Genomic DNA, 24628 nt, shown 5'->3' with positions numbered 1-24628 from the left:
CGGCGATGCTCATACTTCGCAAAGCTGCTGTCTGCCTATAGATGTCGGTGGTTCGGTGTAGCGTCACCTGCCTGTGGCGATAACTGATCGGGATCGGAAGCAGCTCTGGGGTCTCGCGGCGGCAAAGTGCGCAATCTGCCGACACACGCTCGTAGAGCCCGCCAAGGCTGAGGAGGACCGCGATGCCCTCATCGGCGAAGAGGCGCACATTGTCGCGCAGTCACCTGGTGGCCCACGTGCTGGTGCACCCCTCAAGGTTCACATCGACAGCTATGAAAACCTGATTCTGCTTTGCCGAAATCACCATCGCGTCGTGGACGAGCAGACCGCCAAGTACACCGTCGAGGTCCTGAAGGCGTTAAAGACGAAGCACGAGAAGTGGGTCCATTCGCGGCTTCACACGGTGCAAACCTACTCTGGACCGACCCGGGTGATACTGAAGGATCCCGAACGGCCCGTGGTGCTACCGAAAATTACCACAGGGAAGCAAGCGTGGAACGTTGTTCATAAGTCTCATGGCTACATGCTTGAAAGTCCGGACGAGGATGAGGCTTCTGCAGAAGCATGCGATAGCGCGGATGTGTTCCTAACTTCTGCGCGGGATTGGGGAGAAGTTAGCCTTGAGGTGGAAGATCAAGGCCGCACCGGTATTCGCGAGGCCGAGCGCTCTATGCGTGAATTACTGGATGAACTCGCTAGCCATAATCTGATCGCCTTCGGTGCATCTGTGGACATGGTTCTCAGAGGTGGCGGAGGGCCAGACATCGATTGGAAGACCGCGGTTATTGTTGTGCGCCTCAAAGAAGCTGTGGGCGACATTGACTCGCTGATCGTAATTTTCGGCGATCTGATGGATCTGCCCTCATTTGAACCTGAATCGCCAGACCAACCTAGGGCCGAAATGGGCTAGCAGGTCGCGAAATTCAGTGGCAGACGGCGACTCCAATCGGTAGTGTATCCATCCAACCAGAATTGCAAGAGTGTGTTTGGGAACGACGGTTGCCGACAAGTCGAAGGATCGCGATGGAATACCCCGATGACATCAACGTACTTGAGCACGGCATCGTCGTGCCGTCCGGTGAGGTCGTCTCCTGCTGCGGCGTCATCGCAACGACACGCCTTCCGATCTACTCGGGATTCACGCTTGCTATTGTCGGCATCGATGGTTCCTCGCTCAATGAGAAAACACTGAACATCGCTCGGATCGACCGCGCTCACGCGATTTCGGATTTCTATGAAGAGTACGATCTCCGCTACTCGCTTCACGCGACGCTGTATCACCTGAATCAGTTGATCACTCTCTATGTTCGTGGATGTCAGCTTTTCGAGGATACCTATCCAAACCCGAAAAATGCAGCCCAAGGAAACATCTCCGATCCCCGCATATTCTACGAGATCGACGCACTGCTCGGCGCGGCGAGAAGAGTGTACGAAGTAGTCCGGAAGATCCTGTGGAAGCACCATAATCGGGGATCGTCTGGCCGCTGGAGTTCGATCAGGACGGCCGTGAAATCACCGTTGCTGCCAGCGGAATTCGCGAAAACCCTTGAGCACAGCTGGAATAGCTATGGCGATACCCTCGCTGCCTACCGGAACTGCGTTGCACACTATGACCCGCTCACTAACGGACAAACGACGTGTTGGATGGATCGATTTGATGGAAAGTGGGGGATGACCGTGAAGCTCCCTGCGAATCCGTCGGTACAAAGTCGTGCACGATTCGACTTCGAGTCCGGACCGGACGCCCTGCAATACTGTCACACGATTGCCGCACACCTTGTAGAGCTCAGTGAGGAAGTGACTGCGCTACCAGCTGTAGCCGGACACCTCGCTGGCATGGCGGTCGAAGCGTAGTTTCCGTGGAGCGCGCCCTCTGGCGGTCAGCCGATTTCTGACCTTGGTTGTCTGTTGCACAACGCGAAATCCATTGCCATACAGGATATCCAGACTCCCTCCGCACCCCGTTTCACCGCATCCGATCGCAGGTCTTTTCGGCCGACTGGTCGCGCGATCGGACGATTGAGTCCGCATTCCAGGCGTCATTAACTGGGGGCAGTTCCAGCAGGAACTATCTGTGCGCTCGCCGGACCGCTGGTCGTTCCCTCGATCAACCGACCCGCGCGGGTGCACGCCTCGTCGAGGCTCAGCGGTCGTATCCGTAAGCGCAGCACGCGTTTACCGGCCGCTCGCACCGAGGAGGAGCGGATGTCGACACCCGAAGGATCCGGCAAGGAAATCACCCTTGCCATCCGGATCGACACTGCCCGGCATGCTCAGCTCACCTGGATCGCTGAACTACGCGGCACCAGCCTCAAGGCTGAATGCTTCAAAGCTGTCGATGCCTACATCGAAGCCGCGAAGAACGATCCCGAGCTGATGGCCAGGGCCAACGCCGCCCGTGCCGCCATCGAAGAGGAGGCACGGGCACGGCAGGCGGCGATCGACAATCTGTTCATGGCCACCCCGCCACCTCCACCCCAGCAGGAGGAGGAATCCGAGGCCGACGCAACGCAAGCCGACGCAACGGAGGAACAGCCAGAAGGTGGACGCCGTCCACGGCAACGCCGCAGTGGGCAGCAGGCAGGCGAGAAACCGTCGGACAGCTGAGCCACGCTCGGCACCCTGGTGCTACGGCCGGCGGATAGCGAATCGAGGAATCTTCCTCTTCGCTATCCGACCGGCCAACACTCAACCATAACCCGAAGGAGGTGATCATGAATGAACAATTCCCACAACACAATTCAGGCGACGAGCCGCCAGACGAACACTTCGAGTCGGGCGACACGGAAGCCAGCCGCGAGCAACAGCAATGGCCAAACCCACGCATTTACGTCACCAAGGGTCTGCCGCTCCGTGCCGAACTCACCGAGGGCACCTGGCTGGACATGGCACGCGACCCCGAGGCCATCTACGCCGAGATGTATGCCGTCCTCGGCCCGGAAGAAACCGAAACTTATGACGCCGACCGGCTCTACATCTGGGACTACCGCGGTTTCGGATCTTTCACCATTACGACCGGCGCCATCGGCTTGGAGGGCGTCGATAGCATCGGACTGCTCGCACAGGTGGCACGGGGCATCGCCGAACACGGCCCCGCCTACGCGGTCTGGGCAGAGGCCCACGAAGACGATCCGCACCTGTTTGATCACTTCGCCACGGCCTACCAAGGCCACCACGACAATATCGCAGCGTACGTTCGGCAGATATTCAAGCCACTTGGCATTGAGGAATTGCTCGCGCGGGCTGCTTCCGAAGGGCTTCAGAACTACGTTGGCCTCGACTACGACGGCATCGGCAGGGAAATGGTAGCGGAAGGCGATGTCATCGCATTTCCTGCCGACCAGGGTGGGGTATGGATTTTCACTGAGCAAGCGTAAACCCACCCTACAGAGCTATGTAACAATTGTGCCGTATGCACCCTCGCCCGCATCAGGCCACAACTAGGCATCCAATATTGCGAGAACAGTCTTATGCGTACATCTGTGAGGCATTGCATTGATCCAGAGCGGGACCAAATACCGACGCGACCGAAGCGGCTCTGGGAGAAATACTTCGGTTTCTTGCCGCGATAGGTCTGCGAGCTCTCGCCACGACTGAGTTGCATTTGGAAATACATCCAGCACATGACCACTCTCGCCAATATTCCACAACAGCAAATCATTAGCGGTGTCCGCTATGACTTCTTGGTTTGAGATATAGCTGATGAGGAGCCAGTGATGTTCGAGAAGATCCCGTAGACCACACCGCGCCGCCAGCAGGATTGCGGCCCACAAACAGTAGGCTCGATTCTGAAAGCTTTCGGTTATTGTTTCCCTATCCAACCCAATCAGCCATTCCGCTGTCTGCTGAATTGAATAATACGGGCTGGGGATGCCAGGTCCTTCGTCCGCATAGGTTGACAGTAGACCGTTAATCAGGCCAACAACCTCAGCTGCAGAAGCTTGCTCCTGCTCCGACCGAAGCAACGACGCAATATAGTTGTACAGCATAGGCGCGGAGGCTTCGCCGAAAATAGCCTTATAGCCTGATAGTTGCGCAAATTTTTCAGCGAGCTCCACAGGACAGTTTGGTGTAACGTCCCTGATCCCGCAGTAGTTCAAGTATGCAGATATATGACCGAGCAGTTCAGTGCAACGGAGCTTGTGTGTAAGCACGCCTTCGGAGAAGAATCCGTACGCGGTTTCAACAAAATTGCCCGAGTCTGCGACCACCTCATCAATGAGTGCACTGTATACGACCTCTATCTCGCCCAGAATGGTGGACTCTAGCGACGCAATACGCTGATCAGAAATTTCCCACTTGTGAGCAAAATGAAGGATGGTAACGAGTGTCAAAACCCACGCGTTGACTATCTCAATATAGTTATCGGCTAGATATTTGTTCGCAAGAAGGTAGCTGCAAAGAACACCCGCTGCCTGCAGCGCTTCAAACTTCTTCTGCTTCGACTTCTCTGTCGAGTACGAGTCGAGCCAATTCTCCAGGAATAGTTTGAATTCTTCCCTGTTTAGGGTGCTATCACCGTTCCGGCAGTACATATTGAGAAAGAGATTAAGGTCTTGAGGGTCAGCCGGGAAGAAGGCTCCATAACCATCGACGAAGCGCCTGACAAGCTCTTGCTTGTCAATTGTCTCGACAGGCATATGACGAGCTTGGCGCTGCCTCTGCGAGTAGTCGGCGATGACTTGTGGTACGGTACCTCTGAATTCTCCATTTGTAACCAGATAGCATTTCCACTTCTTCGGCGGCTTGGCGAAAGAAGAATGAACTGGCGGCAGCTGCGTCAGGTCGTTTACCTGACCGTTGATCTTAGCCCATTCGCTCGCATTTATGTTGCCACACTTCAGCTGAAAGCAGCATATCTCCCCCTTGCGGTTTAACGCTATTACATCTTTTCCTTGTTCATTGAGGCCGCCTTCGGCGCGCAGCACCGTATAACCCTCTTTAATGAGAAGTTGAACAAAGGGAGTCGTGAAGCTAAGTTCCTTACAGCTAATCAACCAGCTTTCGACGAGCCTGTTCTGCATCATACTCCCCCTTCTTTTGCGTAAGAATTTCGTTCAATCTCTGCCTGGCGTCCTCGTCATTATTCGCTTCTTCGAGCAGAGTTCTATACTTCTCCGCCATGCTCGGATGTATGACAATGGTGGGCATCTGCGGATTACCGAACTTGTCAAACGCTATGCTTATCTTGCTGATGGTTTCCAAGAATAGATCAACCGTTAGCGGCTTGCCGCTGGCATCGATTACATTTCCCGTCTCTGAAGTGACCTGATCCAGCACTCTGTAACTCTGCTGGGCCTGCTGCGCACCGAATTCCTTGGCCTTCTCCTCCAGGAGAGCCCGCACATCATCCACTGTCATCTCCGCCATTTCTTCATGGGATATGGCGAACTCAACTGAGCCAACCTCATAGGCCATATCTCGGCGGTCTTCTTGGTTGTCGAGTGTGTTGTGAACAAGCTTCTGACCCTCGTGCACGGAAAATCTGCGCACATCCCTAAACGGCCCAAGTTCCTCGCGGGCCTTCTGCTCAAAGAACTTCAGTAGCATTTTTTCTACCTCGCTCTTCAGTTCGGGATAAAGGGGAAATGCCACAACTGCAACCTCCAATCTTCTCTGAGTTATGCATACTTTCACTATAAACCAAAGCCCGTTAATTGGATCCAAGGACTTGCCCGCGTCGTAACATTCTAGGGATTGAGTGTCCGAAAGAAGCCGAGAACCTGATACCGGATAACATCGAATGGGTTCTTACCATCGTCCACGAGGCGCGCCATTTCGATCAGGTCTTCGTCACTCAGAAATGCGATCAGCTTCCCTTCCTTGACCCAAGCTCGCCGTCGTGCGGCCAAACCCGAATCGTTAGGTCCTTTTCTTGAAACCAAGAGCCCGAACATCCTGAACGCCTTGGACCAAAGGTAGTCTGCAAGTTGATTCACTTGGTTCTGACTTACTTCATCACTGTAGTTTTTGAACTCGGCAACGACGAAATATGTTTGGTAGTCCGCTCGAATCTGCGCCCACGACGATCCTGTTTCTGGAATGTCAAAGATGGCATCCATGATGTCCAAACCATCTTCGGTACGGGTCTGAATCGTGGGCGGATCCAGATGCTGCACAAATATCTCAGTCAATGACTGCGCTGCCAGCTTTTCAAAAATTGTCCAGCCCGGCTTGCCGAGGGGAACCGATGCAAGTCGTTCAGTGACTTTACGCTCGAATGTCAGTTCAGCTGAACCCTCGGGCTCAGTAAAAAGATCGGATAGATCTCGCGCCTCTGCCCGTTTCTCGATCAGCTCAGCAATATCAGGATGGCGATCGAGTAGCACATGCAGATCTGGTCGACCCCACCACCTGATCTTATTCTCATCGAGCAGAAGTCGAGAGCTGCGCCCAATCTCTTGGGAAGCGACGTAGAAAACTCCGTACTCAGGGGACTGAAGACGAAGGCGAGTCGCTACGTCGGCAACATGACGTGCAACCTGGACGGATGCTGCCCTCTTGGCGTACTGCTTAATGATGACGACAGCAGGCGCTCCATCTGGCGCCGTCCCGATGGCGTCGACGCCCCCATCTCCTCCACTACGCCGATCCGGAACCGACAGCTCGAATCCCTCACGCCGAAGCAACAGAACCGCAAGCGCCTCGAAGGTCTGCCAATCGAGAGCATCGAGATCAAGCAACGCTTCCTCCCATAGTGCTGCCAGCGACCGCTGGGCCGAGCACCGACAAGCCTATGTCGTCGCTCACCCCTTGCATCGGCACCGCGCGGCGAAGTGGTTCGCCGCCACAGCGACATTCGGCTTTATCGCCTTGCCACCGGCTCCCGCATCCTCACCCCTCGCCGGAGCAGTGCCAACCGCACCGTGCTGGAATCTGCTCCCAACTTCGCTCCGACCTGCTTGAGCGTCAACCCCTCCGTATAGAGCTGGGCTGCCCGGTCGATCTGATGTTCCTTCAGCCCCCGCTGCCGCATCGGCACACCCATCCGGCGTAGATGCCGGCTGACGGTCTGACGTTGGATCGAGTACTTCTCCGCCAGCTCGTAGACCGTCATCCCAAGGAGGTAGTCCCGCGCAAGCTCCATCTTCTCCCCTTCTGACAACTTCCGCATGTGCGCTGGCGGGTTCACTTCAGGCCGATCGACGCCGCGATCGGCCTCAGCCTGTGCTTCCGCCAACAGGGCCGAAAGCGCCTGACCAGCGGTAGCGAGATTGGAGTGATGCCTCAGGAAGCGCACCATCGAGGCCTCCGCCGATGTTTCGTGCCGAATGCCAGCGGTATGCCTGCTGTGCCGCACAATTGAACGCGGATGAAGGTTCGGCCAAAGGTAATTCATGAATATTCGCAAGACGCTGCTGGTTTCAGTGCTGGCGCCGCTGTTGGTTGCCGGCTGCGCACATGAGGGCTCGAAAACCATCGCGCACGCGGTGATTCAGCCCCCTGCCGCGCGACAGACCTTGCAGGTGCCGGTCGGTCCCGGGCCCTCGGGCACGTACACGGTACAGGCGCAACCGGCTCCGGGCAGCTGCCACTACCGCAAGTCCGGCGACGGGCAGCCACTGCCCGATCCCGCGTGCACCCCGGGAGCGGTCAATCCGAAGGTGGCCGCGGACAACCTCGGTGACACCATCTGCAAGAGCGGGTACACCTCCTCGATCCGCCCGCCAGCCAACATCACCAACCGGGAGAAGGACGCCGACGCGAAGTCCTACGACTACACCGGCCCATTGCATGACGCCGAGTACGACCACCTGGTGTCACTGGAGCTCGGCGGCGACCCGAACGATCCGCGCAACCTGTGGGTGGAGCCACCGTCACCCGATCACAAGCCGGGCGCGGGGCCGAACAATCCGAAAGACGCCGTCGAGAACACGTTGCACGCGCTGGTGTGTTCCAGCAAGGTCGCCTTGACCGACGCCCAGAACGCCATAGCCGCCGACTGGACCACGGCCCTGGTCGTCGTCGGCCACCCCAGCGGCAAGTAGACCACCCGCCGTATCGATTGCGGTATAACGGGGTTTCCGGTTTCGGCTGCTGGTCGAGTGGAAACGATTGCTGGCCTTGCCGACGGAAATCTGCACGAGAGTTCGGGGTCGGCCGCCGACATCCTCGCCCATGCCGCACACCATGGACACGATCCGGCAGCAATGCACTCGTGACCGAGACATAGGACAGCACGCCCGCGTCCACCGAGCCCACCAGCGCCGGACCGAGAATGTCGTGGTTCTCGGGCTTGAACAGTTCTAACTCACGAGACACCTCCGGAAACGGAGTAAGGGCGGGAGAACGACATAACCCCGACGATGGCGAGGGATGGAAACGCCAAGCCGTCGGGGTCCTGTTGTATGAAACGTCAGTAGAGGAACGGGGTTTCGGCCCACTACTGGCGCGAAACCGACGCTAGCTGTCCACAGTCAGGTCCGGCAAGGGCCGAATGCGAATACAGTTACGAGAGATCAAACCCACAGACACGCAACGCTTTTGGACAGTCTGCGCGGCTCGAAGATCGCCGTCACGCTGCTCTCGAGCCCAGGAGATTCGCCACATACCGCAGAAGCTCGGGCCGAGATCCCGCAGCAGCGCACGCTTCTGGAGAGCACCCGCGTGTCGGCCCGGCGCACGTCCGCGAATCTCACCGGCACCCTGCGCATCGCTGTTCGATCATTCGACGTCCACCGGGGTGCCGTCGGTGATGCGCACCAGCTCGTCGAAGTTGGTGGGGAAGACGGTGTGCGGGTGGCCACCGGCTGCCCAGACCACCTCGTACTTGGCCAGCCAGTTGTCGACGAAAGTGCGAACGTGCGCGGGGTGACCGACAGGGGCGACGCCACCGATGGGCTGGCCGGTGGCGTCGCGGACGAACTCGGGGGTGGCTCGGCGCACTTTGCGCACTGCGGCGTGCCGAGCGACGAGCTCGACATCGACCCGGTGCGCGCCGCTGGTCAAGACGAGCAGGGGCGAGCCGTCGGCGTCGAAGATCAGGCTGTTGGCGATGGCGCCGATCTCGCAGCCGAGCTGAGCCGCCGCGGCGGCCGCGGTGGGCGCGGACTCGGGCAGGACGACGATCGTCGGCTCAGCGTCGTGCGTGCGCAGGGCCTCGGCGACGCGAAGGGCGTTGGGGTGCAACTTGTCCGGCATGCGAACACTCTAGGACCGGGCGGGATCGCTCATGCGGGCGAGAATGGACAGTTCGAACGGGCGGAGGATGTTGGTGCGTTCCAACAGTGCACCGAACACACGACCACATGCACTCCGTGCCGCCAGAATTCACGACCGAGTCGCCCGGACACTTCCCGTTGCCGCCGTCGGTTTCGGCGAACAAACGACCCCGGAATCCGCGAACGAAGCCAGACAGGGGTTTTAGCGGTCGCGGATACCCGATGTCGTTTGCCAGTCGATCTGACGTATTGCCAAGGTTCTGGCACAAGTTGCGGTGTTCTGCTGCCAGGGTGGCCCGATCGGAGTCCGGTCGGGCCTGATACCCCGGTACGACAGGTGATCAGGACTCCAGGGTGATCCACGGGTGGATATCGACCGACAGAGTAATTCGCATGAGCACCACCGCATCTGCGCGCCGGCTCCGGACCCAGCAGTCACCGACCACCGCAAGGGTCTGGGCCGCACTCGGCGTCTACGTCCTGTCCACCCTTGCCGCCTCGGCTGTTCTACTTGCGGTGCAACCTCATTCGGGCATCGACCCGGCGGCGCTGTCACTGGTCCAGTTCGGCCCGGCGCTCGGCGCGCTGGCAACCTGGCTGACGTTCCGCAAAACCATCGCCCGACTCCTGCCCGCAGCAGTTTCCTCCCGGCGAGTAGGCGCAAATGCGCTGGCGATGGTCACGGCTTGTGTGTTGTTCTGGCTGTTGATCACGATGGCGGCTGTCATATCGGGCACCGCCCTTGTCGGCCCCTCAGCGGTCGGGGGTCTACCTTTCGCACTGTTCCTGCTCCTCCAACTCATCGGCGCGGGCGGCGAGGAGATCGGTTGGCGGGGCCTGATGCAACCGATGCTGGAATCTCGAATGACCAGGTTCGCGGCAATTTCGGCAACCGGGACGACATGGGCCCTGTGGCATGTCCAGGCATTCGCGGCGGGCCCGGTGACCGCGGCATGCTTCCTCGTCTCGGCCATGGCGTTCGCCATCGTGCTCGGATACCTGGGCAACGGAAGTTTCCGCCAGCGTGTGCTGACCGCGGCGATCGGGCATTGGCTGATCAATATCGCGTGGTATCTGTTGGCCGGTGACAACACCTTGGATCGACCACAGATCGTGTTCGTCGCAACTGCCGCCGCGCTCATCGCCACAGGCGTGATGGCGATAGGCGCGCTCCGCACCCACCGTACGCAGTACCGTCCGGGGCTGGACCACGAGCGGAGTACGCGCGCTGCCAATCCGGCAGAGCCGAGACGCCACGATCTGCCACATACCTGACGCACCGCAGCTCACGACTCGGCAACTGCGTCATGTCATCTGGCAGCGCCCCCCCGCCCGCGCCTACGCTGAGGCAAGCCGCGGCGGTGGGGGCGGGCCAATGTGGTGTGGAGGTCGCGCATCGCGTGCAGTACCTGTTGGCAGGAGCGCAGGAGTTCGGCGAGCGCGCCGGGGATCAGGGTTGCGGCGCGGAGGATCAGGACGGTGGCGCCGAGTGTGGCGAGGATTTGGTTGGTCACACCGGCAACAGTCGGCCACTCGGACGTTCGGGTGCATCACGGTTTGCAGAGTCGCGGGAACTGCATGACAGATGGTGGGCTGCGCCTCTACGCTCCGAACGAAACCGAACGAATTCCAGTCGGGTAGGCAGGCGTCGGGGTGATGGTCGATGTCGGGGGTGTCCGTACCCGCGAGCAACTGCGCGTGGCGTTGAAGAGGGTGTGTGGGCACCTGAGCTATGACGCCCTCGCTGAACGATCGAAGATCCCGAAGACGACGCTGCACGGCATTCTCAGCGAGAAGACCGCGGCGTTTCCACGGTGGTCGACCTTGCAACCGGTCCTGGTGGCCTGCGGTGTGACCGACCGCGAGTTGCATGCGTGGAAGGACGCGTATGAGCGCGCCAAAGCCGATGACCTGGGCCGACCGTTGGAGGAGATCGACCCGTTCGCGCTGGAGGTGCACCGGCCGATCTCTGCGGGGTCCGTGGCTGGTCTGCCACTGTTGCCTCGATATGTGCGGCGCGCACACGACGACCTGTTGGCAGAGGTGGTGAACCGGGCCGCAGGTGGTGAGAATGCGATGGCGGTGCTGGTGGCAGGGTCTTCGGCCGGTAAGACTCGCGCACTGTGGGAGGCGCTGACCCCGCTGCGGGACGCTGGTGGGTGGCGGTTGTGGCATCCGAGGAGTCCGACACGGCGCGTCGCGTTGGATGATTGGGGTCGTGTGCGGCCTCGAACGGTGGTGTGGCTGAACGAAACCCAGGAATACCTCGGCGGCACCACCAGCGGCGGCGATGAACCAGCCGCCGCCGCGCTGCGGGATCTGCTCGCCGACTCCACGCGGGCGCCGGTGCTCATCCTGGGCACCCTGTGGCCGGTGCATCACGACAGGCTCAGCAGCGAGCACGCCTCCCAGGCGCGAAAGCTGCTGGAAGACAACGTCATCGAGGTACCGGACTCTTTCGCCAGCACAGACCTGGACGCCTTGCGCGACATCGTCGTAGACGATCCCCGGTTGGCATTGGCACTCGAGCGCGCCGAAGACGGCCAGGTCACTCAGTACCTGGCCGGAGGCCCGGAACTGGTGGCACGGTACCGGTTCTCGTCCTCGCCAGCGGCGAAGGCGATCATCGAGGTCGCGATGGACGCCCGCCGCATGGGCCACGGCACCATGCTGCCGCACGCGCTGTTCGAGGAGGCCGCGCACGCCTACATGACCAGCATGCAGTGGGACTGCCTCAGCGAGGACTGGCTCGAACAGGCCTTGGCCGAGACGAGCCAACCGTGTCGAGGTGCCCGGGGACCACTCACCCGAGTCCGGCCCCGCCCTGGCACGTCGCGCGTCGGCCGCCGTACTGCTGCCGCAACCCGAGACAGCGGTACTGCTGATGGCCGCGGCCCGTTGTATCAGCTGGCCGACTATCTCGACCAGTTCGGTCGCACCGATCGAGCTGACCAGATCCCTCCAATCGGGTTCTGGGAAGCAGTGGCCCTGCATGCCGGCCCGCAAGACCTGACCACCCTTGGCGGGGCTGCCCACGGCCGGGGCCTATACCGTGACAGCGCCCAACTGTGGAAGAACGCCGCCCTCCACGGCGATCTGAAAGCCGCGCGAAATCTGACACGCTTGCTCCATCTGTTGTATCCCGATGACGAACGACCGGCAGTATGGGCTGGCGAACACGTCGGTCTCGACAACGCGTACTACGTTGCCGAAATACTGGACATGCTGAGGGAATCGGGTGCGAGCGACGCCGTCGATCAGCTCGCTCGACGCGCCGCCAGCACTGTCGCCCTAGACGACGCCTCCGGCGTTGCCAAGCTGATGGATGCACTGTGGGAAGCGGATGCGAGCGACGCGGTCGGTGAGCTCGCTCGACGCGCTGCTACTGCTGCCGCTTTCAACAACATGTACGGCGTTGCCGACCTTGTGAAGGCACTGCGGAAAGCAGGTGAGCGCGACGCGGTCGGTGAGCTTGCTCGACGCGGCACCACTGCTGCTGCCTTCGACAACCCATTCGACGTCGCGCTGCTGATGGACGCGCTGCCCGAAGCAGTCAAGGTTGACTTCCTCAGCGACTTTCTCGAGCGTCGATCCGCTGAGCTCGACAACCCGTCCAATCTTGCTCAACTGTTGGTCCAACTGCAAGAAATGGGTGCGAGCGAGGCGGTCGCTGAGCTTTCTCGACGCGCCGCCACCACAGTCGCCCTCGACAACCCATTCGGCGTTGCCGAGCTGATGGACGCGCTGCGGGAAGCAGGCGAATGCGACGCGGTCGGTCAGCTCGCCCGACGCACGACCTCTGCCGGCGTCGACACCGCGTATGGCGTTGCCAGCCTGATGGATGCGCTGCGGGAAGCGGGCGAGGCCAACGCAGTCGGTCAGCTCGCCCGACGCGCCGCCACCACAATCGCCCTCGACGACCCACGCGAGGTTGCCAAGCTGATGGACGCGCTGCGGGAAGCAGGCGAGAGCAACGCGATAGGTCAGCTCGCCCTACGCGCCGCCACCACAATCGCCCTCGATGACGCGTATGGCGTTGCCGACCTTGTGAACGCGCTGCGGAAAGCGGGCAAAAGTAGCGCGGTCGGAGAGCTCGCTCAACGCGCCGCCGCTGCAGTCGCCCTCGATGACGCGTTCGGCGTTGCCAACCTTGTGAACACGCTACGGAAAGCGGGCGAGAGCAACGCGATAGGTCAGCTCGCTCTACGCGCCGCCAGCGCAGTCGCCCTCGACACCGCGGGCGGCGTTGCCAACCTGATAGATGCGCTGCGGGAAGCAGGCCAGAGCCACGCGGTCGCAGAGCTCGCTCAACGCGCCGCCGCTGCAGTCGCCCTCGACAACCCGCGCGAGGTTGCCAATCTGATGGATGCGCTGTGGGAAGCAAGCGAGACCCACGCGATCGGTGAGCTTGCTCGACGCGCCGCCAGCGCAGTCGCCCTTGACAACCCACGCGGCGTTGCCTGGCTGATGGATGCGCTGCGGGAAGCAGGCGAGAGCGACGCGGTCGCAGAGCTCGCCCGACGCACCGCAACTGCCGTCCCCCTCGACAACCCACGCGACGTTGCCGACCTGGTGTACGCGCTGCGGGAAACGGGCGAGAGCCACGCGGTCGGAGAACTTGCTCGCCGCACTCTCGGCAACGCGTCCGACGCTGCCCGGCTGGTGAACGCGCTGCGGGAAGCGGGCCAAAGCGACCAACTCCGTGACCTCGCCCGACGCGCCGCCACCACCGTCGCCCTCGACGACGCGTCCAGCATTGTCAACCTGGTGAACGCGCTGCAGGAAGCAGGCGAGAGCGACGCGGTCGCAGAGCTCGCCCGACGCGCCGCCATCACCGTCGCCCTCGACGACGCGTCCAGCATTGCCGACCTGGTGAACGCGCTGCGGGAAGCAGGCGAGAGCGACGCGGTCGCAGAGCTCGCCCGACGCGCCGCCACCGCTGTCGCCCTCGACGACGCATACACCATTAGCCGGCTGGTGCACCCGCTGTGGCAAGCAGGGGCGACCCATGAACTCAGCAGACGGTTGCCTGCCGCGGGCTTGTTCGAAGAGTTCCTGCGCATCTGTGAGCGCCCGGCTGAGTTTCGGTTCGGGCGAGAGTCCGACGGGAACATCGCCGCTGCATGGTCATGGGACGATTTGGCATAGCAGCTCCTGCTGCGTTAGGGCAGCGAGCATGAAATCATGACCACCTCGACCGCACAGGGGTATGTTCGCGGGGTGGGAGGCAGGCTGGCGCTTGTGGTGGGGGCGGAGTGTACGGCGCTGCGCCGGTTGGGGTTTGCGGACCGGTTGGCGAGCGACCTTTCTGACCGGTTGAGTGCCTTGGGGGGTTGGGCATCAGCTACGAGTTCGGGTGGTGCGCTGCTGAATCCGACTACCGCGGAGCTGGTTTCGGCGGTCAAGGCAGCGTTCGCGACAGCCTCGGAGCAGCAGGCGGCGTTGCTGATCAGTTTCATCGGTCATGGTGTGGTGACCGGTGACGGGAACTTCTTTCTGCTGGCACGTGATTCGCCGGCACTGCCGGAGTCCGATACCGCATTGCACCTGGTACAGGTACTCAGCGAGCAGATGGACCGCCACCCGGTGGACGGGCTGATCGTCATGATCGACGCCTGCGAAACCCAGGAAGGCCTCACCTCTGCGTCGCAGCGGCTGACCGACCGAACGGCGTTGGCGACCAAGCGGATCGAGTTGTTGGTAGCGACCGGTTCCGAGAACGCCTATGACGGTTGTTTCACCCGTACCGCACTGTCGGTGTTCGAGCACGGACTGCCGGCCCGTGGGGAGAATTTGCTGCCGGTGGACCTGTTGGATCCGTTGACGTGGGGGTGTCCGCGTCAGGTGCCCGGGCATTGGGGTGTGGCCCATGGTGGAGATCCGGGTCTGTGGCTGGTGCCGAACGTCGCCCGCCGCGACGACGCCGTGCGGGGACGTTCGACGGCCGGTTTGGTGGATCAGCTCACCGATCGAGTGGCCCTCACAGACACGTTGCTAAGCCTTGTCGCCGAAGTATTCAGTGATTCCAGGAGCCGCCTACGCGTGGTGATCGGTCCGGCCGGTTGCGGCAAGTCAACGCTCATGTCACTGCTGATCCGTCCGGGACTGCTCGGGAAGACCTGGTTCAGCCCCGACTATGTGGCCGCCGCCGCGTTCGTCTCGGCCGCGACATCCCTGGAATCACTCGCGGTCGAGCTGTCGGAGCAGCTGTGTCGCCGCGTCGACGGGTTCGGCGACGCGGCCGCGATCGCTACGACCCGTGGTGAGGATGATTCGGAGGTCGATGTTTTCGAGGCGATGATCCTGCAACCGTTGGCGCGGATACCAACTCGGTGGCAGCCGATCAATATCGTGATCGACGGTCTCGATCAGGCCGAATCCGGTACCCGGGACTTGATCCTGACCGCCCTGTCGAAACTCGCCGGGAGCGACGAACTCGAGCATGTGAAGCTGATCGTGGGTATCCGGGAGGGCGCCGGTCTCGAGGATCAGCCATTGTTCGCCGGTCGGCATCGCGTCCGGATCCCAGCCCCGACTCTCGAGGAGATCGCCAAGGTTGTGGACACGGCTCACGAGGCCGCGACTCGAGAACTCGCGGACACCGCCGTGAGCGACTGGCAGCGGTGGATCACCCGACTGCAGGGACAAACGAATGTGGGCGGGTGGCTGCTGGCCCGGTTGCTGACCGAACTCGATAGCGACGACGCACTCGAAATCCGTGGCGGCATCACCGTGCCCGGGCTGGTCGGCAAGCGCATCCACCACACCCTCGACACCACCAATACTGCAACGTCCCAACCGATCCCCGCCCTACTGGCCGTATTGGCCGCCGCGGGATCCGGTCCAGTGTTACCGGTCGAACTCCTACACGCCGCACTCACCGCGCTCGGCCACACGATGACCGCCGGCGGACTGCGCGACAGTGTGGTCGCCCTAGGGATGTTGATCAACCGAGGCAACCCCGGAACCCGAGAGGAACTGCTCGGACTCGCACACGAAGAATTCCTCGACCCGATCGGAACCGAAGCCGGCCGACTCGGTACACCTGTCTTCGACGCGCACCGAGCGATCACCACGGCACTCGAAACCGTCACTGGTGACCGCAGCGCCGCCTACGCCCGCGGATCCGGTGTACGCCACTACCTAGCCTCCGGCGAACCCGCCGCCGCCCTAAAACTACTCGCCAACTTCGACACCCCCCGCCCTGCCGATAACCGCGACGCCTGGGCGTCCTGGCTGCCCCTGATCGACCAAACGCTCGGACCCCACCACCCCGACACACTCACCACCCGCGGCAACCTCGCCTACTGGCGCGGTGAGAGCGGTGACATCGCCGCTGCGGTCACCGAATACGAGCGGTTACTGACCGACCGGTTGCGGATCCTCGAGCCCGACCACGCCGACACCCTGACCACCCGCAACAACCTCGCCTACCGGCGCGGTCAGAGCGGTGACATCGCCCGGACGGTCACCGAATACGAGCGGTTACTGACCGACCGGTTGCGGGTCCTCGGACCCGACCACCCCGACACCCTCACCACCCGCGGCTACCTCGCATACTGGCGCGGTAAGAGCGGTGACATCGCCGGAGCGATCACCGAATACGAGAGGTTACTGACCGACAATCTGCGAGTCCTCGGACCCGACCACCCCCACACCCTCACCACCCGCGGCAACCTCGCCGACTTGCGCGGTCAGAGCGGTGACATCGCTAGTGCGGTAACCGAATTCGAGCGGTTACTGACCGACAATCTACGGGTCCTCGGACCCGACCACCCCGACACCCTCACCACCCGCGGCTACCTCGCATACTGGCGTGGCGAGAGCGGTGACATCGCCGGAGCGATTACCGAATTCGAGCAGTTGCTGACCGACCGGTTGCGGGTCCTCGGACCCGACCACCCCCACACCCTCACCACCCGCAGCTACCTCGCCGACTTGCGCGGTCAGAGCGGTGACATCGCCGGGACGGTCACGGAATATGAGCGGTTACTGACCGACAATCTACGGGTCCTCGGGCCCGACCACCCCCGAACCCTTACCACCCGAGACAACCTCGTCTACTGGCGAAGTCAGATGCAGGAAGGTTCCTGATCGACAAGACGATCAGAGTCTAGTGACTGATCTTGTCCAGTTCGTCGAGTTCCTTGTCGGAGAGCGACAGTCCCGCGCCAGCGAGGTTCTCGCGCAGGTGGGTCGTCGAGGACGTGCCGGGGATCAGCAGGATGTTCGGTGACCGCTGCAGCAGCCAGGCCAGGGCGACCGACATCGGCGTCGCGTCCAATCGGGAGGCTACGGTCGACAGCGCCGCGGACTGCAGTGGGCTGAAGCCGCCGAGCGGGAAGAAGGGCACGTAGGCGATGCCCTGTTCGGCAAGCATGTCGATCAGCTCGTCGTCCTGGCGGTAGGCGAGGTTGTACATGTTCTGCACGCATACGATCGGCGCGATCGCCTGTGCCTCGGCGATCTGGTCGGCTGTCGCGTTGCTTACTCCGAGGTGCCGGATCAGGCCCTGTTGCTGGAGTTCGACGAGTGTCTCGAACGCCTCGGCGACTGATTCGGGTTGGGGTCCTTCGGCGTTGCCGAGCCGGAGGTTGACCAGGTCGAGCGCTTCGAGGCCGAGTGTTTCCAGGTTCTCGTGGACGGCCCGGCGCAGATCGTCGGGTTGCCGGGCCGGGGGCCAGCCGCCCTGCTGGTCGCGGGTCGCGCCGACCTTGGTCACGATGTGCAGCGCTTCGGGATAGGGGTGCAGTGCTTCGCGGATCAGCTGGTTGGTGACGCGCGGTCCGTAGGCGTCGGCGGTGTCTATGTGGGTGATACCGAGATCGATGACCTCGCGGAGAAGGGTGAGTGCGCCGTCGTGATCGGCGGGCGGACCCATGACCCCGGGGCCGGCGAGCTGCATGGCGCCGTAGCCGAAGCGGGTGACGGTCAGGTCGCCCAGGGGCCAGGTGCCGCCGGGGAGCGAGGCGGAGAGCATGCTCAAACTCTGCCTTTCATGTTGATCTGGAGGTGGTGCCTGTCGGCTCCTTGCATAGTGTTGGGTAAGTAGCATCATGGTGGGAAGTAGGCACCTCAGAGTGCGTAAGGCACCCACGGGTGAGAGGAGCGGCGATGGCAACGATGACGGCAGCCCAAAAGAGAGAACAGGCCAAGGCGGAATATGACGCTTTCCTGGCGGTGTGTCCCAGTCGCAAGCTGCTCGACCGGATCTCCGACAAATGGGTCACGCTGATCCTCGCTGCGCTGGGTAGCGACGGCTCGCATGAGCCGGGCACCGGCTGTGCTGGTGAGCCTCGGTCGATGCGCTACTCGGAGCTGGCGCGCCTGCTGGCCGGCGTCAGCCAGAAGATGCTCACTCAGACACTGCGCTCCTTGGAGCGGGACGGTTTGGTCACCCGTACCGCGACGCCGACTGTTCCGGTCACAGTCTCCTACGAGCTGACCGACCTCGGTCTGTCGCTGTACCAATTGATGGGCGGTCTCAAGACCTGGGCCGAGATACACATGGACGAGGTGCTTGCCAACCGCGCGGCACACGACACCCCTGTCGCTTGAACCACGAAGCGGAGGCCTCGCATCAGTCCCTCTCCCATTGCCCGTCGCCCAACTCGCCGCGGTTGAGGTCACGAGTGACGTCAGTGCGCACGTAAGTAGGACAACTGGGCAGCGAGCTCTCATGCCGAAACCCGCGCGCGCGGTCGACCACGCTCCCAGGTCTGCCGGGCAGCTGGCGCAAACGTCCTATATTGCCGCTGCGCGCGATCCGAACCAGTCGCAGCAGCGGGCTGTCTACCTCGTCGGCGTGCTCAGCCGCGTCTGTTCATGTTGGCGAACAGCTCGCGGTTGGCCGCGCGGGCGGCGTCGAGCTCTCGAGCCGCGTGACTGCTCGATCAGCGGCTACTGCCGCGCATTCGGACAACGCCCGCGAGGGGCATCAACGGATTGCGTGAGATTTCCGAGCCGACCTGCTGCCTCGTTGACCAGCATCCGCGGGAGCCAACACCGGTGTGCGGCCGCGCAACAGTGTCGACTCATCCGCACACGGGTGCTGATGGGAACCAGTTCGACGGGACATCCGCGATCGAACCCGCGACCGGACTCACAGTCACCACAAACCTCGACCTGCTGGGGTCATCCGGGAACGCTATCTCCGCACTGCCATCGAGTTGAGGGAGAAAGACCAGCGGATCCGCGACGCACCCAGAGTGCGCGAGCCGTCTGACCGGACCGTGGTCGCTACTCGTTCCCTTGTCGATCCACTCCTTGGCGGCCTCGGTGGTTCCGAAATCCATCACCGCGTACATATGGTCTCCCTGGCTGGAGGTTGAACCCGGCGGCGAGCAATTGATCTCCGGCACAGACACGCCGCCTTGACTGGGCCAGGGGAGGCACAGGGCCCCTCGCCAGGAATCCGACGAGCCCTTCCTGCTCGAGACCAGTTTCGGGAACGTGTCCGCAATTACCTGATGTGCTTCTGGCCACGGTGAGGACAACACTGTTTTCGAAGGTGGCGAAGGTGGTTCCGCCGACGCCGAACTATGGGCGTCCCGGCCTACCCAGACCAGCGCCCCGGCCGTTGCGGCTGCCACAACCACTACTACGAGCACGGCAGCCGCGGCGATGACTCCGGTCTTGGTGCGTGCAGGCGGTCGCACCTGGCGGCCCGGCATCGAAAACTGTTGGCCGTCGGGCGCCGCCGGTGTTGCCGCCGTGGCGGGATGTGCCCAGTGCTGGACGATCGTTGCCCGCTGGGATGAACTCACTCCTACCGTCTCGGCGGCCACAGTCGATGCGTCGGGCCCGGTGGTCGGCTCAGCCGGATATCGGACCGCGTCGGCGATCGCCGCGGCGAATTCGCCGCAGCTGTCGAATCGTTGGCCACGCTCCTTGGCCATACCGCGAGCGAGGACTGCGTCCAGTTGCACGGGGAGATCCGGCCGAAGTCGCACCAGTGACGGCACCGGTGAGCTCAGGTGCCCGGCCACGACCTGCCCGGGGTGGTCGGCGGCGAAGGGCGACCGCCCGGCGAGCATGCTGAACAGGGTGCATGCCAGTGAGTACTGATCGGCGCGGCCGTCGAGGGGCTGGCCGGTCAGCTGTTCGGGTGCGGCGTAGGCGATCGTCGCGACGAAGGTCCCGGTCGAGGTGACCTTGGTGGTCGCGTCCTGCAGCCGTGCGATGCCGAAGTCGGTGAGCACGGCGCGTTCTCCGCGGCCGGCATCGGGGGCGGCGAGCAGGATGTTGGCCGGTTTGATGTCGCGGTGCAGCACACCGTGGGCGTGGGCATGGTCCAGGGCCGCGGCGACGTCGGTGATGATCCGTGCTGCCCGGTCGCCGGTGACAGTTCGGCAGTCCAGGCGACCGGCGTCGGATCCCTGGATGTACTGCATGGCGATCCACAGATGATCATCGTGAGTGCCACGATCGTAGATTCCCACGATATTGGGGTGCTCGAGCCGTGCCACAACGCTGGCTTCCCGCTCGAATCGCCGACGCAGCTCCGCGTCGCTGGAGACCTCACGGTTGAGCAGCTTCAGGGCCACCGATCTGGGCAGGCGAGGGTGGCGAGCAAGATAGACCGTGCCCATGCCGCCTTGGCCGAGTACACCTTCAATGACATGGTCCGCGAACGTTGCGCCGATGCCGGGATGAGCCACGAACCCCCCTTTCAGCGTTCTGCAGCAAGCGATGCCCGATGTCAGCATAGAGAAGCACTGCCAACATCGAGAGAAAGGAGTTCGACGCACCCGCTATCGAGGCTCGAACATCCCCACGAACGTCAGCTCATCGGCTACTTAAGACTGGCGGTAGGACCGGTGCTCGGCCAAGCTCTGGTCCAGGTGCCCGGTGAGACACTCCCTTACATCGGCTGCCCACCATCATGATTGGTGTGGCTCTCTTCTGGCTTGCGTCTTGCCGGGCGTCCTGCCGGGAGTGGCTGGAAAGGGGTTGCCCAGCTCGAAGTAGCGGTGACTCCCGCGCCGAAAACATTCGCTAGCCAGGGAGAACGCCGGTGGCGGTCATCATCGGAACGCTCAGCCACCATCGAGATCATCGATGCCCCAGGGAAGGTACTGGCCCTGGGCCGGTACGGCACCGACAAGGCCGGTTACGCCGAAATGCTCAATGCCGCACGCCGATTCGCCGATCGCGTATGGGCGGTGGAGGGCTGCGACGGCATCGGCCGCCACATCGCCCACAGGCTGGTCCACGACGGCGAACCGGTGATCGATGTGCCGGCGAAACTGCTGCAGGTGGGCCCATTAAGTAAAGTCGGTGACCCACTTGCGATTCGGTTCGGACGCGGTGGAGTCGCGGTCGAGAAGGTCCGGGGCGCGGCGATGACCGGTGCCTTTCCCGGCGACCGTGGTGCTCTCACCGTCGGACCTTTCAGCGATCACGATCTCGAACTCGGCATCCAGCGGTTCATCTCGACGGCTTCCGCCTGCATGGCGCGAAGGACCCTGGGTACATCGTCGTCGGCCATGCCGTAGTCATTCCACGATCAGTGTCGGCAGCCTTCGCGAGTTCCGCTTCGACTGACCGGTCCGATCAGCGCGGTCAGCTGCTCCCGCTGGGTGGTTCCGACCACCACCGGATACCGCTCGGCAGCCGCCCCGAGGCCCGCGTCGGCCAGCGCCGCCTCGACCGCGGCGCGAAGCCATTCGGTAGCGCGGAACTGCCGGTCGCCCTCTGCCGTGCGGTCGTCGACCTCGTACGCGTGGCATGTCCGATATTTCGCCGCGTCGAACGCGCGCAGCTTCGAGATTCCGCTCCGCCGTGCGCACAGCGAGTCGAAGATCGCGTCGGGCGTCTCCCCGATGGACGCGACAGCCGCCATCCCGGTGACATCCCACGGCATCAGTTCGCTCCGATCGCCCGGAGCCGGTTTCGCGCGAGCTTGCTGATCGAGTCGGTGCCCGCGACCACCACGGTCTCGGCGAGGCCCAGTTCGATCATGTCGGTCGCCATTCCCAACGCATACAGCGACGCCGCACAGGCACAGGCAACGGTGTGCACCCGTCCGACCTGGGGAAGGTCCCGCAAGGCCGCCGAGAAGTCGAGTCGATCGGGATCGAGCCCATCCCCAGTCTTCCCACCGGTTTCGCGCCACCAGAGTTCGGCGGACCGCTTCTCGCGCAACGCCAAGCCGAGGCGCACTTTCAGTTTGCGCCCTGAGGCGCTGTGTTTCGAATGGAGGTGAGAGACCTTCGTTTTCGGCCTGTCGTAGCAGGTCGGAGGAGCTGAGGGCCTTCGTTCTCGTCCCCGGGGCGTGGCAGGGCGGCGCGGCACTCGACGCCCTGGCCGCCACCTTCACCGAGGACCGCCGGGAACTCGGGGCTCAGGTCCGCACGGTCATCGCCGCCGACAGCGAGTTACAGGAGCGCGCCGCGTTCAAGCGCACCCGTTCGGCCGCGGCCATGACCGAGGCGCTGCACCGGCGCGGCGTGCCGGATCCGACCGCGAGCCTGGCTGCCGAACTCGGCATCCGCGCCTTCGACCGCAGCTTCGAGCAATGGACCGATGCGACCGAACCGCAGCCGCTCACCGAGTTCGGGCGGGCCGCATTCGTCGAGCTACGGGCCGCAACCGCCGCACTCTCGTAGGCCGTTGGCGCACACCGTGATCAGGACGCCCCGCATCAGCGGGCGAACTTGGCTATGGCCGACGCGGTTACCGGCGTGAACAGGTTGATCATGTTGCCGTCGGGATCGCAGAACAGCAGCGAGCGATTGCCCCACGGCATGGTCGTCGGCTCGTTGACGAAGTCGGCGACGGTATTGCGTAGCCGGCGATAGTCGGCGTCCACGTCGGCGACCTGGAACTCGATGATCGCGGTGTGATTGTCGGCCGGGCGCGCGCTGCCCGCCCCGAACAGGGCCACGGTTCGAGTGCTGCCGATGGCCAGGGTGCCCGCCGAGGTGGTGAGTTCGGCGAAATCCGGTGTTGCCCAGGCTGCTTCCACTCCGGTCACCTGCTCGTAGAACCCGACAAGGTGCTGGATGTCGGCGGTGATCAGACGAATCGAAACGAGATTCATGGCGTGCTCCTTCGCGGTGCGCGGCGGGCGGATCCCGCCGACATCCGCCACGTTAGGGCCAATACCGGACACTATCCGCCCGGTATTTGTGGAAGAGTTTTCGATGTGACGCGTCCTACCGCCCGGGTGCTCGGCCTGCTCGAGATCATGCAGACCGGCGGCACCCACACGGTCGGCGAACTCGCCGAACGCCTCGGCGTCGACGAGCGCACGGTTCGCAGATACGTCGCCCATCTCATGGACCTGGGCATTCCGGTCGATTCGGTGCGCGGCCGCTACGGCGGCTACCGGCTCGCTCCGGGATACCGGATGCCGCCGTTGATGCTGACCGACGAGGAAGCGCTGGCCGTGCTGCTCGGCCTGGTCACTGCCCGCCGGGCCGGATGGGCAAGCACCTCCGCGCACGCGGCCGACAGCGCCGCGGCCAAGCTGCGCCGGGTCCTGCCCAAGACCCTGGCCGCCCGATTGGACGCACTGTTGCACGCCATCGACTTCACCGCCGAGCCTCGCCCCGCCACGACGCCACAGACAGAGGTGCTGCTATTGCTGGCCGAAGCCGTTCGCGACCACCGGCCCGTCGCGATCGGCTACGCCGACCGGAACGGGCGACGCAGTGACCGGATCGTGCATCCGTACGGCATCGTGGCGCACGCGGGCCGGTGGTACGTGACCGGGGCGGACTCGGCCAGCGGCGAGACACGCTCGTTCCGGCTGGACCGAATCGCCGGAGCCACAACGTCTTCCGGTGCGTTCGCACTGCCCGAAGGATTCGAACCGGCGGCACATCTCCTGTCCACACTGGCCCGGATGCCCTACCGCCATGAGATCTCGGTCCGCGTCCAGGGCACCGTCGCCGAGGTCCGCCCGCACTTGCCCGCCGCGATCGCGACCATCGACGCAATCACCCCCAGCACAACGGAATCCGACACCGAACCATGGGTGCGGGTACGAATCCGCGCCGAACGGCTCGACTGGATCCCCGCCCTGCTGGCCGGGCTGGATCGCCGCTTCATCATCGAATACCCCAACGCGCTCAACGATTCCGTGCATGCACTGGCTCGGCGGCTGTTCGCGGCGACCGGCCGACCCGACCCCGGCAAGCCGGGAGCCGGTTCTCGACCGAACGTTCGCGATTGACCGCCGAGTTCCATCAGACCGCCGCGTAGGCGCCGCTGGTCGATCGTTCCCAGTTGCCCGAGCCGATGGCAGCCTTCTCGGCATCGGTCAACGGCGCCCTTTCCAGGAACGAGCGCCACGCCGCCGCTGGTGTCGAGATAGGGGAACCCGCCCGGCCGAGTGCCGAAGGTGTAGGGGTAGTCGGTGGAGTACAGCATGCGTCCGGTGCCGACGACCTCGGCGGTCCACCTCAGGTAGCGCTCACTGACGGTGCCGCTGCCCGTGACCCAGAAGTTCTGCCGGAAGT

Annotated in this window: 23 protein-coding genes and 1 pseudogene; 13 read left to right on the top strand and 11 right to left on the bottom strand. The window is 63.0% G+C overall.

Features of this window, described 5'->3' with window-relative positions; genetic code table 11:
* Positions 1-73 precede the first annotated feature (73 nt).
* The 5 genes and pseudogenes from ACQP1G_RS22100 to ACQP1G_RS22080 all read left to right on the top strand — a co-directional run.
* A pseudogene (locus ACQP1G_RS22100) lies at positions 74-298 on the top strand (hypothetical protein); the annotation flags it as partial.
* Positions 299-313: 15 nt separating this feature from the next.
* Positions 314-910 (top strand): hypothetical protein, encoded by a 597-nt coding sequence (locus ACQP1G_RS22095; protein WP_433209623.1) that lies wholly within the window; start codon positions 314-316, stop codon positions 908-910.
* A 113-nt stretch (positions 911-1023) separates the two neighbouring features.
* The gene (locus ACQP1G_RS22090; RefSeq protein ID WP_433207491.1) at positions 1024-1854 is read left to right on the top strand and encodes a hypothetical protein; all 831 of its coding nucleotides are present in this window, start codon (positions 1024-1026) and stop codon (positions 1852-1854) included.
* Positions 1855-2205: 351 nt separating this feature from the next.
* A complete protein-coding gene (locus tag ACQP1G_RS22085; protein WP_433207488.1) occupies positions 2206-2607 on the top strand; it encodes a hypothetical protein in 402 nt (133 codons plus the stop codon).
* Between the two features lie 107 nt (positions 2608-2714).
* A complete protein-coding gene (locus ACQP1G_RS22080; RefSeq protein ID WP_433207485.1) occupies positions 2715-3377 on the top strand; it encodes an antirestriction protein ArdA in 663 nt (220 codons plus the stop codon).
* A gap of 63 nt (positions 3378-3440) precedes the next feature.
* On the opposite strand, the gene ACQP1G_RS22075 is transcribed toward ACQP1G_RS22080, so the two are convergent.
* The 4 genes from ACQP1G_RS22075 to ACQP1G_RS22060 form a co-directional block, all read right to left on the bottom strand.
* Positions 3441-5027, bottom strand: a complete 1587-nt coding sequence (locus ACQP1G_RS22075; protein WP_433207482.1) for a hypothetical protein — start codon at positions 5025-5027, stop codon at positions 3441-3443.
* Positions 4990-5595 carry a hypothetical protein gene (locus ACQP1G_RS22070; protein WP_433207479.1) on the bottom strand — a complete coding sequence of 202 codons (606 nt, stop codon included), beginning with the start codon at positions 5593-5595 and terminating at the stop codon, positions 4990-4992. Before ACQP1G_RS22070 ends, ACQP1G_RS22075 begins: the two co-directional genes overlap by 38 nt.
* Before the next feature lie 95 nt (positions 5596-5690).
* Positions 5691-6683, bottom strand: a complete 993-nt coding sequence (locus tag ACQP1G_RS22065) for a restriction endonuclease (protein WP_433207476.1) — start codon at positions 6681-6683, stop codon at positions 5691-5693.
* A 122-nt stretch (positions 6684-6805) separates the two neighbouring features.
* A complete protein-coding gene (locus tag ACQP1G_RS22060) occupies positions 6806-7243 on the bottom strand; it encodes a hypothetical protein (RefSeq protein ID WP_433207473.1) in 438 nt (145 codons plus the stop codon).
* 94 nt (positions 7244-7337) lie between these two features.
* Between ACQP1G_RS22060 and ACQP1G_RS22055 the strand changes: the two genes are divergently transcribed.
* Positions 7338-7988, top strand: coding sequence for a hypothetical protein (locus ACQP1G_RS22055; protein ID WP_433207470.1), 651 nt, complete (start codon positions 7338-7340; stop codon positions 7986-7988).
* A 676-nt stretch (positions 7989-8664) separates the two neighbouring features.
* Here ACQP1G_RS22055 and ACQP1G_RS22050 read toward each other — a convergent pair.
* Complete coding sequence (locus ACQP1G_RS22050) at positions 8665-9141, bottom strand: YbaK/EbsC family protein (protein ID WP_433207467.1); 477 nt, start codon at positions 9139-9141, stop codon at positions 8665-8667.
* Positions 9142-9554: 413 nt separating this feature from the next.
* Between ACQP1G_RS22050 and ACQP1G_RS22045 the strand changes: the two genes are divergently transcribed.
* Entirely contained in the window at positions 9555-10436 is an 882-nt protein-coding gene (locus ACQP1G_RS22045) for a lysostaphin resistance A-like protein (protein ID WP_433207464.1), read from the top strand.
* A gap of 35 nt (positions 10437-10471) precedes the next feature.
* Here ACQP1G_RS22045 and ACQP1G_RS22040 read toward each other — a convergent pair whose 3' ends face one another.
* Complete coding sequence (locus tag ACQP1G_RS22040) at positions 10472-10675, bottom strand: hypothetical protein (RefSeq protein ID WP_433207461.1); 204 nt, start codon at positions 10673-10675, stop codon at positions 10472-10474.
* A 142-nt stretch (positions 10676-10817) separates the two neighbouring features.
* Here ACQP1G_RS22040 and ACQP1G_RS22035 point away from each other — a divergent pair, with 142 nt between their 5' ends.
* Positions 10818-14309 (top strand): hypothetical protein, encoded by a 3492-nt coding sequence (locus tag ACQP1G_RS22035; protein ID WP_433207458.1) that lies wholly within the window; start codon positions 10818-10820, stop codon positions 14307-14309.
* Between the two features lie 168 nt (positions 14310-14477).
* Positions 14478-17255, top strand: a complete 2778-nt coding sequence (locus tag ACQP1G_RS22030; protein WP_433207455.1) for a tetratricopeptide repeat protein — start codon at positions 14478-14480, stop codon at positions 17253-17255.
* A 19-nt stretch (positions 17256-17274) separates the two neighbouring features.
* Here the strand turns inward: ACQP1G_RS22030 and ACQP1G_RS22025 are convergent, their stop codons facing one another.
* On the bottom strand, positions 17275-18141 hold the full coding sequence (locus tag ACQP1G_RS22025) for an aldo/keto reductase family oxidoreductase (protein WP_433207452.1): 867 nt from the start codon (positions 18139-18141) through the stop codon (positions 17275-17277).
* A gap of 134 nt (positions 18142-18275) precedes the next feature.
* On the opposite strand from ACQP1G_RS22025, the gene ACQP1G_RS22020 reads away from it, so the two are divergent.
* A complete protein-coding gene (locus tag ACQP1G_RS22020; RefSeq protein ID WP_433207449.1) occupies positions 18276-18719 on the top strand; it encodes a winged helix-turn-helix transcriptional regulator in 444 nt (147 codons plus the stop codon).
* 476 nt (positions 18720-19195) lie between these two features.
* Here ACQP1G_RS22020 and ACQP1G_RS22015 read toward each other — a convergent pair whose 3' ends face one another.
* Complete coding sequence (locus ACQP1G_RS22015; protein WP_433207446.1) at positions 19196-20821, bottom strand: serine/threonine-protein kinase; 1626 nt, start codon at positions 20819-20821, stop codon at positions 19196-19198.
* A gap of 312 nt (positions 20822-21133) precedes the next feature.
* Between ACQP1G_RS22015 and ACQP1G_RS22010 the strand changes: the two genes are divergently transcribed.
* Complete coding sequence (locus ACQP1G_RS22010; protein WP_433207443.1) at positions 21134-21658, top strand: hypothetical protein; 525 nt, start codon at positions 21134-21136, stop codon at positions 21656-21658.
* 11 nt (positions 21659-21669) lie between these two features.
* Here the strand turns inward: ACQP1G_RS22010 and ACQP1G_RS22005 are convergent, their stop codons facing one another.
* Positions 21670-22026 (bottom strand): hypothetical protein, encoded by a 357-nt coding sequence (locus ACQP1G_RS22005; RefSeq protein WP_433207440.1) that lies wholly within the window; start codon positions 22024-22026, stop codon positions 21670-21672.
* Complete coding sequence (locus ACQP1G_RS22000; protein WP_433207437.1) at positions 22026-22325, bottom strand: beta-ketoacyl synthase N-terminal-like domain-containing protein; 300 nt, start codon at positions 22323-22325, stop codon at positions 22026-22028. The genes ACQP1G_RS22005 and ACQP1G_RS22000 overlap by 1 nt, the downstream gene beginning before the upstream one ends.
* Positions 22326-22585: 260 nt before the next feature.
* On the opposite strand from ACQP1G_RS22000, the gene ACQP1G_RS21995 reads away from it, so the two are divergent.
* Positions 22586-22771, top strand: a complete 186-nt coding sequence (locus ACQP1G_RS21995) for a hypothetical protein (protein WP_433207435.1) — start codon at positions 22586-22588, stop codon at positions 22769-22771.
* A gap of 35 nt (positions 22772-22806) precedes the next feature.
* On the opposite strand, the gene ACQP1G_RS21990 is transcribed toward ACQP1G_RS21995, so the two are convergent.
* Positions 22807-23205 (bottom strand): VOC family protein, encoded by a 399-nt coding sequence (locus ACQP1G_RS21990; protein WP_433207432.1) that lies wholly within the window; start codon positions 23203-23205, stop codon positions 22807-22809.
* A 105-nt stretch (positions 23206-23310) separates the two neighbouring features.
* Here ACQP1G_RS21990 and ACQP1G_RS21985 point away from each other — a divergent pair, with 105 nt between their 5' ends.
* Positions 23311-24342, top strand: a complete 1032-nt coding sequence (locus tag ACQP1G_RS21985) for a helix-turn-helix transcriptional regulator (RefSeq protein ID WP_433207429.1) — start codon at positions 23311-23313, stop codon at positions 24340-24342.
* Positions 24343-24628 lie beyond the last annotated feature (286 nt).

This window comes from Nocardia sp. CA-107356, assembly GCF_050946365.1.
Classification (GTDB): domain Bacteria; phylum Actinomycetota; class Actinomycetes; order Mycobacteriales; family Mycobacteriaceae; genus Nocardia.
Note: the sequence above shows the minus strand (reverse complement) of the source record. Positions and strands in the feature narration are given on the sequence as shown.

What these genes read in the sequence shown, in the direction of transcription:
- ACQP1G_RS22005 (WP_433207440.1), bottom strand. Translation starts at nt 22,026, where the DNA reads ATGCCGTGGGATGTCACCGGGATGGCGGCTGTCGCGTCCATCGGGGAG.
- ACQP1G_RS22020 (WP_433207449.1), top strand. Translation starts at nt 18,276, where the DNA reads ATGGCAACGATGACGGCAGCCCAAAAGAGAGAACAGGCCAAGGCGGAA.
- ACQP1G_RS22080 (WP_433207485.1), top strand. Translation starts at nt 2,715, where the DNA reads ATGAATGAACAATTCCCACAACACAATTCAGGCGACGAGCCGCCAGAC.
- ACQP1G_RS21995 (WP_433207435.1), top strand. Translation starts at nt 22,586, where the DNA reads ATGACCGAGGCGCTGCACCGGCGCGGCGTGCCGGATCCGACCGCGAGC.
- ACQP1G_RS22085 (WP_433207488.1), top strand. Translation starts at nt 2,206, where the DNA reads ATGTCGACACCCGAAGGATCCGGCAAGGAAATCACCCTTGCCATCCGG.
- ACQP1G_RS22075 (WP_433207482.1), bottom strand. Translation starts at nt 5,027, where the DNA reads ATGATGCAGAACAGGCTCGTCGAAAGCTGGTTGATTAGCTGTAAGGAA.
- ACQP1G_RS22025 (WP_433207452.1), bottom strand. Translation starts at nt 18,141, where the DNA reads ATGCTCTCCGCCTCGCTCCCCGGCGGCACCTGGCCCCTGGGCGACCTG.
- ACQP1G_RS22050 (WP_433207467.1), bottom strand. Translation starts at nt 9,141, where the DNA reads ATGCCGGACAAGTTGCACCCCAACGCCCTTCGCGTCGCCGAGGCCCTG.
- ACQP1G_RS22045 (WP_433207464.1), top strand. Translation starts at nt 9,555, where the DNA reads ATGAGCACCACCGCATCTGCGCGCCGGCTCCGGACCCAGCAGTCACCG.
- ACQP1G_RS22090 (WP_433207491.1), top strand. Translation starts at nt 1,024, where the DNA reads ATGGAATACCCCGATGACATCAACGTACTTGAGCACGGCATCGTCGTG.
- ACQP1G_RS22035 (WP_433207458.1), top strand. Translation starts at nt 10,818, where the DNA reads ATGGTCGATGTCGGGGGTGTCCGTACCCGCGAGCAACTGCGCGTGGCG.
- ACQP1G_RS21990 (WP_433207432.1), bottom strand. Translation starts at nt 23,205, where the DNA reads ATGAATCTCGTTTCGATTCGTCTGATCACCGCCGACATCCAGCACCTT.
- ACQP1G_RS22055 (WP_433207470.1), top strand. Translation starts at nt 7,338, where the DNA reads ATGAATATTCGCAAGACGCTGCTGGTTTCAGTGCTGGCGCCGCTGTTG.
- ACQP1G_RS22060 (WP_433207473.1), bottom strand. Translation starts at nt 7,243, where the DNA reads ATGGTGCGCTTCCTGAGGCATCACTCCAATCTCGCTACCGCTGGTCAG.